Below are 15,487 nucleotides of genomic sequence, written 5' to 3'. Positions count from 1 at the left end.
AAAAAAATGAAAAAAATTACTTTTATAAAAGATATTAAACTTATGTTGGTTATCTATGAACCAGCTTCAACAAGTGATACCTTTTTAGTAACGTGTAGCAAATAAAAATGAAAACGTTATCAAAAAAGGAGGAAAAATATCTGTGCTTTCTTTATTAGGATTTTTAATGGTTGCAGTCTTCATGTATTTAATTATGTCAAAACGACTTACCCCAATGGTTGCTCTTATCATTATCCCCATCATATTTGGTCTAATAGGCGGTTTTGCTAGTGGAATGGGACCTATGATGCTCGAGGGTGTAAAAGACATTGCGCCTACAGCTATTATGATTTTATTTGCTATTTTATATTTTGGGTTGATGATTGATTCAGGATTGTTTGACCCTCTTGTTTCATTCATTTTAAAGGTTGTAAAAGGAGATCCTCTAAAAATCGTTGTAGGAACTGCTGTGCTTTCAATGATGGTTGCTTTAGATGGGGATGGAACTACTACATATATGATAACGGTTTCTTCTTTGCTTCCGCTATATAAACGCTTAGAAATGAATCCACTTATCCTTGCAGGAGTAGCGATGCTATCTATGGGAGTTATGAATATGACTCCGTGGGGAGGTGCTTCTGCTATGGCTATGAGTTCATTAAATTTGGATTCATCTCAGTTGTTTTTGCCTTTGATACCTGTAATGGGTTTTGGGCTTCTATGGGTGCTGTTTGTTTCTGTTGTACTTGGAAGAAGGGAAAGAAAAAGATTAGGAGTTATCAATATTAAACATTCTGCAAATGAAATTGCACACGCACATGAAGTAGAGGGAACAGTGCAATATTCAGACTATCGACGTCCTAAGTTAGTATGGTTTAATTTTCTGCTTACCGTTAGTCTTATGGTGTGCTTAATTATGGACTTCATGTCGCTGATGCTTTTGTTCATGGTAGCATTCGCTATTGCATTACTAATAAATTATCCAAACATCAAAGATCAACAGCAGCGAATTTCATCTCATGCAAATAATGCGGTAGCCGTCGTTTCAATTGTTATTGCAGCAGGTATTTTTACAGGAATTATGTCTGGAACAAAGATGATTGATGCTATGGCAAATACACTTGTAGGAATAATTCCAGATGCAATGGGCCCTTTTTTGCCAGTTGTAGTAGCATTTTTAAGTGCTCCTTTTACATTTTTTATGTCTAATAATGCTTTTTATTTTGGCGTATTGCCGATTATTGCTCAAGCTGCCGAAAGTTATGGCATTAGCGCAGCTGAAATTGGAAGAGCTGCTATCTTAGGACAACCTGTTCACGTGATAAGTCCCTTGGTAGCAGCAGCTCACTTATTAATTGGAATGGTAGGAATTGAATTTAGTGATTTGCAACGATTTTTAATTAAGTGGGCGCTAGGAACTACGGCGGTGATGACACTAGCTGCATTAATCTTAGGTGTTATTTCTATTTAATAAAAAAAGACCCCGAGGGGTCTTTTTTTATATTCTTAATCTTAAGTTGAACTAGACTGTTCGCTGCAGCTGCTCTTTTTAAAATAGAACTTATAAATTAAAAATCCGCATACAGCCACTACCGCTGCAATTAGAATATAAGTTTGTGCATCTGAGATAAAAGACTGAATGGACTTAAAGTTTCCGATTTGTCCTAGCCAAAGCATGGCAATATTCAAAGGAAAGATACCAAGAAATGTGAGCAGAGCAAACGGCATAGGTTTTACTTTAGATAGCCCTGAAAGGTAAGAAATGTAGTTGCCGAGCCCTAAAGGACGAGCAATCGCAATACTCCATAATCCGCATTTTTTAAACCATTTTTGCGATTTCTCAAATGCTTTTTTCTTTTTTGATAATTTTTTCTTTACCTTATCTTCTAATTTATAGCCTATCCCATACGGTATAAAGCTAAAAGCTGTATAAACGGCGCTTCCTGCAAGAGCGATTAATAATAATTTCACTATGTGCATGTTTAATAAGTATCCGTAGGTAAGGGTGAGAAGAGAACCAGGAAACGGCAGGGAGGAAGCCTCAATGGCCAGTCCGCTTAAAAGTCCCCAAATTCCAAATTGTTTCAGTAAGTCTGTTATGAAGTGTAGCATAAGATCGCCTCTTTTTCTGTGTCATAACATTCAAATACCCATCTATATGTTCGGAAAAACTTATAAGAGAAAAGAAAATAAAGGAAGAGCGCGGGATATAACAGAAAAAAACTTAGCTTGTACAAGGAAAAAAGAAGGAAGTATATTTTATAGCTTCTACTCAAAGTGAAATTATAGAAAAAAAATAATTGAGTGTGGATTTTTAAATAAACTACGACTTTTATTCATAGTTTTGATTCCTTTTATTCATTTTACTTATAAAACTAACGGGTGTAAACTTGTTGTGTTGTGAAATAATCCATTATGTATATGTATTAAAAGGAAAGGAGGTTACCGTGTGGTTATTATTGTAGGATTGTTATTGTTGATGTTTTTTGCTTATCTAGGATGGTCTATTATCTGGGTGGCACCTGTTGTCGCTACGTTTGTTGCTTATTTTAGCGGTTTAAAAGTACTGCCTACTTATACAGATGTGTATATGGGAGGGTTTGTAGATTTCGCTGCAAAATGGTTCCCCATCTTTTTATTAGGAGCCGTCTTTGGAAAGCTAATGGAAGATACAGGCGCAGCTAAGTCGCTAGCGCAGCGCATTGCTAAATTGTTTGGAAGTAAAAGAGCCATTTTAGGGGTGCTGATTGCTTCAGCCATTTTGACATACGGCGGAGTCAGTTTATTCGTTGTTGTCTTTGCGATTTATCCTTTAGCAATCGCATTATTTCGAGAAGCTAACGTATCGCGAAATTTACTGCCAGCAACCATTGCACTCGGAGCATTTACATTTACAATGACAGCGATTCCAGGTACGCCTCAAATTCAAAATCTGATTCCGACTGCTACATTTAAAACCAATGCAATGTCCGGTTCGATTATTGGAATTGTCTCAGGTCTTATTATGGCAGTGGGAGGCTATTTATGGTTAGCTTATCGCGATAAAAAATTAAAAGCTAAAAATCAAGGGTTTACTGAGCCTAATGAATCATCTGTTGCCGCAAGTGAAGAGCAGGACTCGATGAATGTAATGTTAGCTATTTTACCGCTGATTATCGTTGTCGTGACATTAAACGTTTTAAAATGGGAGCCTATCGTATCATTATTAATTGGTATTTTTTCTATTTTACTTATTAATTTCAAACACTATAAGACGTTTATTTCTTCTATAAATGAAGGAGCAAAAGGATCCGTAATGGCTGTTATTAACACGAGTGCAGCAGTAGGCTTTGGCTCGGTTATTACAGCAGTTCCAGAGTTTAAAGATGTCACGCACGTACTACTAAACATTTCGAGTAATCCGCTCGTTTCAGAAGCGTTAAGCGTTCAAGTGCTAGCGATGATCACGGGTTCAGCATCCGGTGGTATGGGTATTGCGCTTCAAGCATTAGGAGATACGTGGTATCACTTGTCTCAAACGACGAATTTAAGTGCTGACGCTCTGCACCGTATTGCAAGCGTTGCGTCAGGTGCATCTATTTTACCGCATAACGGTGCGTTGTTAACGCTATTAGCTGTAACTGGTCTTCGGCATAAAGAAACGTATAAAGACGTATTTGTTGTTGCATTTATCATCCCGACAATCGCTTTATTTGCAGGAGTCGCATTAGCGGCAGCCGGTATTATTTAAAAACAGGAGGAGAATACACATGGTTGAAAATCAAGTAATTGTAATCACAGGAGCAGCAAGAGGAATTGGATTTGAAATAGGTAAACGATTCGCTGAAAACGGCGGGAAAATTGTGTTATCTGATATTGATCAAACTGCCGTAGAAGCTGCAGCACAAAATCTTCGTGAAGCTGGATTCGAAGCACTTGGTGTCAAAGCGGATGTAACAAAAGAAGAAGAAATCAAACATTTAATTGAAACAGCAAACGCACATTTTGGAGCGGTTCATACGTTCATTAACAACGCTGGTTTGCAGCATGTTTCTCCAATCGAAGAGTTTCCAACTGAAAAGTATGAGTTAATGATTAAAATTATGCTAACAGCTCCATTTATGGCGATTAAGCACGCGTTTCCGATTATGAAAAAACAAGGGTTCGGACGTATTATTAACGTTTCTTCTATCAACGGTTTAATCGGTTTTGCAGGCAAAGCAGCTTATAACAGTGCCAAACACGGTGTAATTGGGCTAACAAAAGTAGCTGCTCTTGAAGGTGCAGCACACGGTATTACGGTTAATGCACTTTGTCCTGGTTATGTGGATACACCACTAGTGAGAGGTCAGTTAGATGGTTTAGCTAAAACAAGAAACGTACCATTAGAAAGCGTTCTTGAAGAAGTTATTTATCCTTTAGTCCCTCAAAAAAGATTACTAGACGTGAGCGAAATTGCTGACTACGCTATCTTCTTAGCCAGTGATAAAGCAAAAGGTGTAACTGGTCAAGCGGTAGTAATGGACGGCGGATATACAGCTCAATAAAAATAGAACAAATCATTAAAAGCATAAATGAGTCCAACGGGCTCATTTATGCTTTTTTAGGTTATATCTATTCTATTGAGTTAATCAACGTTAAAATATAACTAGGCGATACATAAAAAAAGCCTCATATGCTATTTCTACTGTCAAGATAAATAGTAGGATAAAAAAGCGTACAGATTAGAAAGGATGATACATATGGTGCAAACAGTAAATGAATTAATTAAACATCCGGTTTTCTATTTCTTTAACGAAATCTCAGCTATTCCTAGAGAATCTGGAAATGAAAAAGAAATTAGTAACTATTTAGTTTCTTTTGCAAAAGAAAGAAGCCTTGAGGTTATCCAAGACAAAGCTTTAAATGTAATCATTAAAAAGCCGGCAACTAAAGGATATGAACATGCTCCAGCTATCATTTTGCAAGGACATATGGACATGGTATGCGAGTTAAATAAAGGAACTGTCCATGACTTTGAAAAAGATCCGCTTCAACTGCGAATTGTTGAAGATATGCTTTATGCAAATGGTACTACGCTAGGAGCTGATAACGGGATTGCCGTTGCATATGCACTGGCTTTACTAGATGCTCAAAATATAGCGCACCCCTCTCTTGAAGTAGTCATTACCACTGAAGAAGAAACGACTATGGGCGGAGCCATTGCTGTAAATCCAGCTTATTTTGAAGGGAAAATCTTTATTAACCTTGATACAGAAGAGGACGGAAAGCTCCTTGTCAGCAGCGCAGGCGGGGTAAAAGGCGTGCTTCGTATTCCTCTAAACTGGGAGTCGTCTTCCAATAACTCAGAAACATATAGCTTAAGCATCGGAGGACTGCGCGGCGGACATTCCGGAATGGAAATTGACAAAGAAAGAGGAAATGCGAATAAACTGCTAGGGAGAGTTTTATATGATTTACAACAAGAACTTCCCTATTCTTTAAGCAGCATTAGCGGAGGATTAAAATCAAATGCAATTCCCCGTGAATCAGAAGCAATTCTATCAGTTGAGCCTTCTGAGGTAGGAAAGCTAGAAAATAAGATTCGTGAGTGGAACGAAATAGTAAAAAATGAATTACAAGCGGCTGATCCGAGCGTATATGTAAAAATAAACAAATTTTCTTCCGTTGAGAAATGTTTTACAAGAGAAACGACAGAACGAATTGTACAAGCTATTATGCTAACACCAAACGGCGTTCAAAGCATGAGTATGAATATTGAAGGATTAGTAGAATCTTCTACCAACTTAGGTGTGATCACGACGACAGAATCTGAGGTTGTTTTTCAAAATGAAATTCGCAGCTCAGTAAAAAGCTTAAAAGAAAAAATAGTAAGTCAAGTGCGCATACTTGCTCAGGTAGTCGGGGGAAGAGTTGAAACAAAAGGTAATTATCCTGAATGGGCGTACAATGGAGATTCAAAAATTCGCGAATTATGTAAAAAGGTTTACAAAGAAAAGTATGGTGAAGAGGCGGAGATCATCGCCATCCATGCTGGAATTGAATGCGGTATTTTCTTAGAAAAAATCCCTGGATTAGATGCCATTTCGCTCGGACCCGATATGTACGACGTTCATACACCTGATGAACACCTGAGCATTCCGTCTACTCTTAAGACATGGGAATACTTATTAGCAGTATTAAAAGAGGCAAATAAGATATAAAGTTATCAGCATCCCTATAATCTTAAAAAGAGAGCTTCTGTAAAGGAGCTCTTTTTCATTCGTCATTTATCAGATAATAAATAGGGTTCCATCAACGCGTCAGGCAATTGAGAACATTTATGTAAGCGTTTTACAAATAAAGGTTTTAAAACGGTCCTAAAAGAGGTAAACAATTACTAAAACGATAGACAAATGAATTCAAAACAAGCTCTGCAACTAATAAATTAGTAGGGAGAGAATGTATATGAATGATAATAGTCTTATCAAAGATCCTTTTTTAGAAAAAGGAGAAATTGAATTTTTAGAATTAAAGAAAGACGAAATACGTTATCTAAAGTTCGGTCGATTTTTAAAAGTGATTAAAGCACTTAATCAACGCAGTGATAAAGGCTACCAGAGTCTTATGCTTTCCGTTGATGGCTTTAAAGGTACTTCAAGAGAATTATATGAGATAGAGGAGTTTCGCAGATATGTAAATTTGTTAATTAATCAAGTTCCTCAAATATTATTTTATATTCATGATAAAAACAAAATGACTAATCAAATTTTGAAGAGTTTATCAAATAATAGCAGCCAGCCGGCCTCTATAGATCCTAAAAGAGCACGTTTAATGATTGATGCCATACAAGAGCAAGTAGCGAAAACAGAGGATAAAGAGATAAAGGAGAATCTTTCTGAATTCGTATGTAAAATCCAGAGCTTTGTGAATCAGTATTAACAGTTCCCAATAGAAAAGCAGAATCCATATTATAAAAAAGTACGAGAACTTAAAGCTTCTCGTGCTTTTTTTGTTGGGAAAACTGTAGAAAAGGAAAAGGATTATCAACATATATTGATAAATAATAAAAGTAAAGCTTCATATTTAACAGTGAAATAATCAGGAGGGATGAACATTGAATCATATTGAAATAAGAAGACCAAAAATAGAGGACAGCGCAGAACTCCACGAGCTTTTTAATGAAGTGATCACAGATACCTTTCATAGAGAGGGTCTATCTGACATGGTGAACGATATACAAATAGAAATTGAAAGTAAAGAACAATATTTAAAAAGTGACCTTGATAGCGATGGAAAACATCGATTCTTTTGGCTCGGAATAGATACGTGCACCAATAAGATTATTGGCTGCATTGAATATGGCCCTGTTAGTGAATTAATTATGGCGTGTACAAAAGGGGAGCTGCAAGGATGGATTGAAATCGGCACAGTTTTTGTTCACCCAAAGTACCAAAGAAAAGGGGTAGGAACACTGCTTATACATATTATGCTGCTTACGCTTCAAAGCAGAGAAATTAAAAAAATTTGTTTGGATAGCGGATACAAGAATGCTCAGAAAGTATGGAAAAACATATTTGGAATTCCCGATTACTTAGTAAAAGATTACTGGAGCAAAGGATATCATCACATGATTTGGAAAATAGAAACAGAACGTACACCGATGGTATTTAAGTTCAGTCATAACGGATAATAAGATGTCTTCTAGAAAATAGCCGGTAGAAAGGTACCGGCTATTTTCTACTGATTGAGCTACGATTATTTAAAGATAAAAAAAGACCTCTCTGAAGGTCTTTTTTTTATGGACATATAACAATTCTTTTTAAGAGCGAGCAGGATAGTTTATTAAAGAGCTAGAACACATTCATAATACGAACGATTATGGCAACAAGCTGAATATGAGAAAAACATATTCGTATCTTTGAATAATAAAGCTTTTATCACTTATGTGGAGGAGTATGGAAATGTCTATATATGAAATTTGGAATGAAGTGGATCTTTATATGAATGATAAGCTCATACAACCTGACCCTATTCTTGATGAGGTATTGAAGGCAAATCAAGAGGCTGGATTACCTGCCATCGACGTATCGCCTAGTCAAGGAAAGTTTCTGCATTTGTTAGCTTCATTAAAAGGGGCTAAACGCATTTTGGAAATTGGTACTCTTGGAGGGTACAGCACGATTTGGCTAGCCAGAGCTCTTCCGAAAGACGGACAGCTGATTACGCTCGAATTAAGCGCTCAGCATGCAGAAGTAGCACGAGCAAATTTAAAAAGAGCGGGAGTAAGCCACTTAGTAGAAGTCATTGTCGGCCCCGGGCTTGATACATTAGCTGTATTAAAGGATAAGGGAACAGAGCCGTTTGATCTTATCTTTATTGATGCTGACAAGCCGAATAACCCAAATTACTTAAAGTGGGCTCTAGAATTATCGAAACGAGGAAGTACGATTATTTGTGATAATGTTGTTCGTCAAGGGCATGTGGTGAACTCAGAAAGTGAAGATGAAAATGTAAAGGGAATTCGACAATTTATGGATGCTCTGGCTCAAGAAAAACGAATCAGCGCCACGGCTATACAAACCGTTGGAAGCAAAGGCTATGATGGATTCATTGTAGGGATTGTTGAATGATAGAACTCGTGTTACATATAAAGAGGCTGGGACAAAAGTAGTTTTGTTGAAGGGAAATCCGACCGATGAATTCAAATTCTTGATGGAGAATCTCGATTCCTCGGTCGGATTTTTTCATGGTGATAGTGAACGTGAATTTCATGTGTGTAGGCGTATGTGCTTCTAGCTGTGGATTGATTTCGTTATCTCCCAGCCTCTATTTAATTTGCGTCCAACTTATTTGTTATTTGTTTTGCTGTCAGAAAATTAATCAACTCTCTTACAGCGAATGAACTGTAGCGTTCTTTTAACAGAATAATTCCAAGTTCCCACATCATTTCAGGATCTGCAATAGGTACCGTAATAATATTGGAATCTTTCACTTTGGCATAAAGCGATTCGGGTAAAATAGCAATACCTAGTTCTGCTGCTGTTAATTCAATAATTAAATCCCATTGAGAACTTTTATATGCGATAGAAGGCACAAATCCTGATTTTAAAGCATCTTGAATTAACCGGTCGTGCAGCGTAAATTCTTCACTGAACATAATGAATTTTTCATGCTCCAATTCTTTCATCCAGACGGAAGAACGTTTCGCTAAAGGATGGTTTTTATGGGCGTATAAAAGGAATCTCTCCTTAACGAACGGGTATACGTGAAAATGCTCATCATGACCGCTTGTGAGAGGAAGCATAACAATCCCCATATCTACACCAGCCTCTTCCACAAGGGCTTCAATTTTTTTTGCTCCAAATTCAATAAGCTCTAGAGATACTTTAGGGTATTGTTCATTAAATGCTTTTGCAATCTTCGGGAAAAACAAGGTCCCGATGAGCGGAGGGATTCCCATCTTGATTTGCCCTGTTTGCAAGTTCATTAAATCGCCCAACAAGTGAGGCATGTCTTTTAACACCGACAGCGCTTTAGTTGCCTGATGATACACGACTTCTCCTGCATCGGTTAGCTTTAATTCTCTTGTTGAACGGTCAAGAAGCTCAAATCCTAGTTCATTTTCTACTTTTTTGACGGCTTTACTTAAAGCCGTTTGTGACAAATGAACTTGCAGCGCTGCCTTTGTAAAATTTTTATGATTCGCTACCTCTATAAAGTATTCTAAGTCTCTGATTTCCATGTGAAACTCCATTTCTGCAAACTGCTTATCCTTTTTTTTTACTCTTTATTTTAACCATTAAATTATTTACTGTAAATGCGCTGATTAAAAAAGGGAGCTATCCAACGAATAAAAACGAGGAAAGGAAATGAACTAAAGTTTCTGTCGAAATTGATTTATAAAACCAATAATCTTTTTATAGAGAAACATAGATTTTGCTACTAGCTGATGAGGAATATAAAGATTTTTGCCTGTACGTTCGGGCAAAAATGCAAAACTTATCAAAATAACTGAAAGCCCAAAGGCTGCAGCTGTAATCTCTATCCAAGAAAACACCATATCATTCCTCCTTTTACAAACCTATTAATAGAATATGTAAAAGTTTGAAAGGAGGTTGTACGATAGACCTATAAAGAGCGTCGTCATTAAGCTCTCTCAAAATAAAATGACGTCAAAGAACGCAGGGCCTGTGCCAAACGTTCTTTGACGTCATTTTATTTTCGCTCTTCAGCTTGATGCTCTTGTTTGTTTTGCTCAGTGAGACGTTTTTGATGAGCTTTTGTTTCTGCACTTACGTGATTCGCATCATTCGGTTGATTCTTCTTTGAACCTCCTGCAGCGTTACTCATTAGACGACACCTCCAGTCCGGTTATGAAACATACCTATAGAATGTGCGTATTTACAAACTTTATACACGGCTATCGATATTACTGCACACGAAAAAAGCAAAGGGAGAGTCACTAAGACTGTTCCCTTTGCTTTTTTACTAGGCGACTTTATCGGTGGTGATAATTTTATTAATCCAGTCTTTTCCTTCTGTAAACCTTGTAACAAGCATCGCTGTTACTGTATTTCCCGTACTGTTTAAGAGCGTAGCAGGGGCGTCAATAATTGTGGAAATGACCGCAATGATGGGCAGAACTTCTGGCGAAAATCCGTAAATTGTAATGATTAACATTTCGCCAATCATACCGCCTCCAGGAATTGCTCCCATTACGGCTCCAACTAAAAAGGCTACGCCTAATATGCTCAAAATACTCGTAGCAGACGTCATATCTTTGCCGAACAAACTGAATAAGAAAACAATTTTTAGAATACCACCGATAACAGAACCATCTTTATGGGTGTTTGCTCCTAATGGAATTACTGTTTCAGCAATATCCAGCGGCACACCCATTTTCTTTGTTGCGTCTAAATTGACTGGAATAGATGCCGCGGAAGAACAGGTAGCAATAGCAGTGATAGAAGGAGCAGCTGCATTTTTCCAAAACAGCTTAATTCCTGCTTTACCGCCAGCAATCCATGCGTATAGCGTAAAGAAGCCAAAATAGTAAACGATTGCAATTAATAAATAAAGAATAAATGCTCTAGCATACCCTTGCAAGATCTTTGGTCCAAGTTCTCCTACTACAGTAGCAAAATAGCACCCTAAACCAATTGGAGCATAGTACATGACAATTTTAACGACTTTCATCGATACTTCTTGACCCGAAGTCAGAAATTTCGCCATAGGCTGTCCTTTTTCACCAGCCATCGTGGTAGCAATACCGAAGATAACGGCAAAGACAATTAATTGTAAAATATGCTCTTTCGAAAATAACTGAACAAAATCAGGTACAGTAAATGTACTAACAAGCTGATTTAAAAGCGTCATTTTTTCAGCTGTATTTTCACTGTCACCCATTAATTCTTTAATGGCAGAAGTATCTACGTTGTGCAGCGGATTGTAAAGTGATGCGCCTAAAAAGCCTAGAACGGCTGAAACAACAGCAGTGGCGACAAACACAACGGCGATACCTAGCATAATTTTACCAAGACGTTTCATTTCGTTCATGTTTGCGATCGCCGAAGCCACACTAAAAAAGACAAGGGGAACGATAATCATGAACATTAAATTAAGAAACAAATCACCAAAGGGCTTTACGACTGCCACATCGGGCCCGATAGCATATCCTGCTATCCCGCCAATTAAAATAGCGAGAAGCAGAATAAGCGATGATCTGTACGTTTTAAATACACTTAAAACCATATAGATTTCCTCCAAACAACAATAGCTTCTTTACTACGCAAGAACAGCTATCATTTGCTCATTGCATACGTAGTAACGACTGGCTTTACATCTTTACGCACCAAATCTTCGTATGTTTCTCGCTCTACAGCAAGACGAGCTTCTCCATTTTTCACAAATACAACAGCAGGGCGCGGAATACGGTTGTAATTGCTAGCCATTGAATAGTTGTAGGCACCTGTAGAGGATACTGCTAGTAAATCTCCTTGATTAACGCGCGGTAAATCGATATCCCAAATAAGCATATCTCCTGATTCACAGCATTTCCCCGCAATTGATACTGTTTCATCTTTTTTATCCGTCACTCTATTAGCCAAGACAGCTTCATGTTTTGCATCGTAAAGAGCAGGACGGATATTATCGGTCATACCGCCATCAATTCCTACGTATTTGCGTACACCTGGAATCTCCTTCGTTGAGCCGATTGTATAAAGCGTTGTACCTGCTTCTCCTACGATGCTTCTTCCAGGCTCAATCCAGACTTCCGGAAGGGTATAATTCTGTTCAGTTAACGTGCGGCTTAGCTTTTCTGTCAGTGCATCTACATAATACTCAACTGGAAGTGGAGAGTCGCTTTCGGTATAACGAATACCAAAACCACCACCTACGTTTAAAACTTTTACTTCAAATTCCATTTTATCACGAATACTGAATAAGAAATCAGTTAAAATATCAATGGCGCGAGAAAAACCATCTACTTCAAAAATTTGCGAACCAATATGACAATGAATGCCTAAAAGATCGTAGTAAGGCTTTTCTAATGCAGAACTTACCGCTTTCATAGCCTGGTCATTGGAAAGACCAAATCCAAACTTGGAGTCTTCCTGTCCGGTCATAATATATTCATGTGTGTGGGCTTCAATCCCTGGAGTAACACGCAGAAGAATAGATGCTTTCTGTTTGCGCTCAGCTGCTAAGGCATGTAAAACTTCAAGTTCGGTAAAGTTATCCACAACAAAACAGCCAATATTCGCATCAAGAGCCATTTCAATTTCTTCAATCGTTTTGTTATTTCCGTGAAAATGAATGCGTTCAGCTGGATATCCCGCTTCAAGAGCTGTAAATAATTCGCCTCCTGAGACCACATCTAATGACATATCAAGCTTCGTTAAAAGGCTAGCCATTTCCATACAAAGAAACGCTTTCCCTGCATAGGCGATTTGATATGAAAAGCCGCTTCTTTGAAAGGCTGAATGGAAGGCCTTGCATTTCGTCTCAATTAATTCTTGATCGTAGATGTATAGGGGAGTGCCGTATTGTTTTTTCAGTTCGACCGTATCGCACTGCCCAATTTCTAAATGATTGCTGCTGTTAATTTTACTCGTTCCATGTAAGTACATAATCCGTATCCCTCCATTTAAATCATTCAACTATAACTTTGATGGTCAGTAGAAAAACACAAAAAAGACCCGTGAAGTGATGTTCACGCGTCTTGGTTTCATAATAATAAAGTATTATTACATTCTAGGCATCAACATCTCTTCAATAGCTCTCCACAAACCAAGTGGTTTGTGACAGCTCAGCATTTATTCAATACTGAACCAGTATATGAACACAATGGATGTTTATATACTTCGGCACGAAATCCCTTTTACTTATCTTCACAGACTCCATTAGTCTCCAATAAGTGACTCTTGATTTCATGCACCTCTATTCTCAGAGAGGAAAATTATATTTAAATGTAACTCCTATTATATTTCCTTTTCCTCTGTCTAGTCAATGAAAAGTTAAGGCATAGGAATATCAAAGAAGATAAATAAAAAAGCTATGAAGCTTCCAGATAGAATCCAAGCAGCCAGCGCTGTCTTCTGATGAATGATTAAAAGTGAGAACGTGACAATATTGAAGAGAAAAGAACATAGCAGCGACCATCCATAATGATGAGTGATACTGTGATTAACATAAGCAATGAACTCAATCACAGTAAATAAAAGCGCCCATAAAAGAATCCACCACAGCCGGCCGCTTACATGCAGCGGCAGCCTTCCTAAAAAAACCGGTATAACAAACGGATAAATAATTAAGGTTATTCCAAGAGAAACCATTAGGTGATCGGGTAGAAAAAGATGATCAATACCAACAGGGTGAAATACCCATACGCGGTGATGAAACAGCAGCACTTCATAAAGCAAATTCCCCGTGACCCAAAACAGCAAAGTAGGGTAGTATTCTTGATACCTTCGCCACTTGCCAAATAGTAAACCAAGAATGATAAAAAATAATACAAATGAAGATTGCATACGCTCTCCTTAAAATAATGGTTATTTCTTTTTATTTACATATTATAGTGGTTTTATTCTTTCATTTTTTTATTCAGCACCTATAATAGAAAAGCCGTAAGCCACAGCGTTAAAGACGTACTACCACTATTTATGGCTTTCTTCACCCTGTTATAATCTTGGTAAAAGAACTTCTACCGCTTTTGTTTACGAGACGAAAGGAGCTATATGTCAAAGTCAGCAAGGCTTAAAAATAAGCTTAAAATAGCTTCGCCTAGTATGTGACTTCTTTTTTTGCTATGCTAAAATTGCATACATATAGCATGAGAATACTAGAAGAAAGAAAAGGGTGTTTTGGTATGAAAACATACATCGTAGTTGGAGCTGGGGTACTTGGAGCTTCTACGGCATATCATTTAGCAAAAGCAGGAGCAGATGTGACATTGATAGATCGCAAGGATGCTGGTCAAGCTACTGATGCAGCAGCAGGAATTGTTTGTCCATGGCTTTCGCAGCGTCGAAATAAAGCATGGTACCGCTTAGCAAAAGGCGGCGCCAAGTACTATCAAACATTAATTCAGCAATTAGAAGAAGATGGAGAAACGGATACGGGATATAAGCGAGTAGGAGCAATTAGTTTACACACTGATGAACAAAAGCTTAAAAAAATGGAAGAACGAGCATATAAGCGTCGGGAAGAAGCCCCCGAAATAGGCGAGATTACACGTTTATCCGCTAAAGAAACACAGGCTTTGTTTCCGGCTCTTTCGGAAGAATACAGTTCAGTTCATATTAGTGGAGCCGCTCGCGTTAACGGAAGAGCTCTTCGAAACGCACTTGTGAATGCAGCGAAGAAAAACGGTGCAAAAATAATAGAAGGAAACGCAGAACTACTTTATGAAAATAATCAAGTAACGGGCGTTGCCGTAAATGGACAAACCCTTCTAGCAAGTACAACAATCGTGACAGCAGGAGCGTGGGCAAATCAATTACTAGAGCCTCTTGGAGTGAAATTTTTAGCAAGCTTTCAAAAAGCGCAAATTGTCCACTTGCATCTTCCTGATTTAGATACAAAAGACTGGCCCGTTGTAATGCCTCCAAGCGACCAATATATTCTTTCGTTTGAACAAGGTCAAATTGTCATAGGAGCAACACATGAAAACGACACGGGTTATGACTTGAGAGTAACGGCTGGGGGGCTTCATGAAATTTTTTCAAAGGCCTTATTAATTGCTCCTGGCTTAACAGAAAGCACAGTCTTAGAAACAAGGGTAGGGTTTCGACCATTTACTCCAGGCTTCTTGCCAGTCATTGGGGCTCTTCCAGCTTACGAAGGAATACTAGTAGCGAATGGTCTCGGAGCTTCAGGCTTAACGTCGGGTCCTTATCTTGGTTCAGAGCTTGCTAAATTAGCACTTGAAATGGAAATGGAAATTGATCTTAGCGATTATGATGTAAGAGGGGCTATTGAGTCCTAAGCAAATAGAATGAATGAAAACAAATAGAAGTTCGCAAACTATAACTACTATATGATGAAA

Annotated in this window: 15 protein-coding genes and 1 riboswitch; of the genes, 8 read left to right on the top strand and 7 right to left on the bottom strand. The window is 37.9% G+C overall.

All coding sequences use genetic code 11. The features are described 5' to 3' along the window. The first annotated feature begins 142 nt into the window (after positions 1-142). Positions 143-1,450 carry a CitMHS family transporter gene (locus ACRPLY_RS02015; RefSeq protein WP_034266108.1) on the top strand — a complete coding sequence of 436 codons (1,308 nt, stop codon included), beginning with the start codon at positions 143-145 and terminating at the stop codon, positions 1,448-1,450. 41 nt (positions 1,451-1,491) lie between these two features. On the opposite strand, the gene ACRPLY_RS02010 is transcribed toward ACRPLY_RS02015, so the two are convergent. Beyond that, on the bottom strand, positions 1,492-2,091 hold the full coding sequence (locus ACRPLY_RS02010; RefSeq protein ID WP_014460120.1) for a DedA family protein: 600 nt from the start codon (positions 2,089-2,091) through the stop codon (positions 1,492-1,494). Between the two features lie 337 nt (positions 2,092-2,428). On the opposite strand from ACRPLY_RS02010, the gene ACRPLY_RS02005 reads away from it, so the two are divergent. From ACRPLY_RS02005 to ACRPLY_RS01980, 6 genes are all read left to right on the top strand, one after another. After that, complete coding sequence (locus ACRPLY_RS02005; RefSeq protein ID WP_014460118.1) at positions 2,429-3,709, top strand: GntP family permease; 1,281 nt, start codon at positions 2,429-2,431, stop codon at positions 3,707-3,709. 19 nt (positions 3,710-3,728) lie between these two features. After that, a complete protein-coding gene (locus tag ACRPLY_RS02000) occupies positions 3,729-4,505 on the top strand; it encodes a 3-hydroxybutyrate dehydrogenase (RefSeq protein ID WP_028413363.1) in 777 nt (258 codons plus the stop codon). 195 nt (positions 4,506-4,700) lie between these two features. Next, positions 4,701-6,161, top strand: a complete 1,461-nt coding sequence (locus ACRPLY_RS01995; RefSeq protein WP_432231516.1) for an aminoacyl-histidine dipeptidase — start codon at positions 4,701-4,703, stop codon at positions 6,159-6,161. A 244-nt stretch (positions 6,162-6,405) separates the two neighbouring features. After that, positions 6,406-6,879: a hypothetical protein gene (locus tag ACRPLY_RS01990; protein ID WP_047750982.1), complete on the top strand. Its 474-nt coding sequence runs from the start codon at positions 6,406-6,408 to the stop codon at positions 6,877-6,879. A 175-nt stretch (positions 6,880-7,054) separates the two neighbouring features. Continuing rightward, a complete protein-coding gene (locus ACRPLY_RS01985; RefSeq protein ID WP_047750981.1) occupies positions 7,055-7,630 on the top strand; it encodes a GNAT family N-acetyltransferase in 576 nt (191 codons plus the stop codon). A gap of 253 nt (positions 7,631-7,883) precedes the next feature. Beyond that, positions 7,884-8,570, top strand: a complete 687-nt coding sequence (locus tag ACRPLY_RS01980) for an O-methyltransferase (protein ID WP_034266120.1) — start codon at positions 7,884-7,886, stop codon at positions 8,568-8,570. Positions 8,571-8,770: 200 nt separating this feature from the next. On the opposite strand, the gene ACRPLY_RS01975 is transcribed toward ACRPLY_RS01980, so the two are convergent. From ACRPLY_RS01975 to ACRPLY_RS01950, 6 genes are all read right to left on the bottom strand, one after another. Further along, on the bottom strand, positions 8,771-9,682 hold the full coding sequence (locus ACRPLY_RS01975; protein WP_028413358.1) for a LysR family transcriptional regulator: 912 nt from the start codon (positions 9,680-9,682) through the stop codon (positions 8,771-8,773). A gap of 132 nt (positions 9,683-9,814) precedes the next feature. Beyond that, positions 9,815-10,000, bottom strand: a complete 186-nt coding sequence (locus ACRPLY_RS01970) for a hypothetical protein (RefSeq protein ID WP_028413357.1) — start codon at positions 9,998-10,000, stop codon at positions 9,815-9,817. Positions 10,001-10,155: 155 nt separating this feature from the next. After that, the gene (locus ACRPLY_RS01965; protein ID WP_013057043.1) at positions 10,156-10,290 is read right to left on the bottom strand and encodes a hypothetical protein; all 135 of its coding nucleotides are present in this window, start codon (positions 10,288-10,290) and stop codon (positions 10,156-10,158) included. A gap of 138 nt (positions 10,291-10,428) precedes the next feature. Further along, a complete protein-coding gene (locus ACRPLY_RS01960) occupies positions 10,429-11,691 on the bottom strand; it encodes a dicarboxylate/amino acid:cation symporter (protein WP_047750979.1) in 1,263 nt (420 codons plus the stop codon). Positions 11,692-11,741: 50 nt separating this feature from the next. Continuing rightward, on the bottom strand, positions 11,742-13,070 hold the full coding sequence (lysA, locus tag ACRPLY_RS01955) for a diaminopimelate decarboxylase (RefSeq protein WP_014460106.1): 1,329 nt from the start codon (positions 13,068-13,070) through the stop codon (positions 11,742-11,744). Positions 13,071-13,208: 138 nt separating this feature from the next. Then, a riboswitch (Lysine riboswitch) is annotated at positions 13,209-13,391 on the bottom strand. A 66-nt stretch (positions 13,392-13,457) separates the two neighbouring features. Continuing rightward, on the bottom strand, positions 13,458-13,970 hold the full coding sequence (locus ACRPLY_RS01950) for a CBO0543 family protein (RefSeq protein WP_028413355.1): 513 nt from the start codon (positions 13,968-13,970) through the stop codon (positions 13,458-13,460). 338 nt (positions 13,971-14,308) lie between these two features. Here ACRPLY_RS01950 and ACRPLY_RS01945 point away from each other — a divergent pair, with 338 nt between their 5' ends. Next, the gene (locus ACRPLY_RS01945) at positions 14,309-15,427 is read left to right on the top strand and encodes an NAD(P)/FAD-dependent oxidoreductase (RefSeq protein ID WP_033578972.1); all 1,119 of its coding nucleotides are present in this window, start codon (positions 14,309-14,311) and stop codon (positions 15,425-15,427) included. Positions 15,428-15,487 lie beyond the last annotated feature (60 nt).

Origin of the sequence: Priestia sp. TGN 0903 (genome assembly GCF_050846855.1) — a bacterium.
Taxonomy (GTDB): domain Bacteria; phylum Bacillota; class Bacilli; order Bacillales; family Bacillaceae_H; genus Priestia; species Priestia zanthoxyli.
This window is presented reverse-complemented; position numbering and strand designations above follow the sequence as displayed.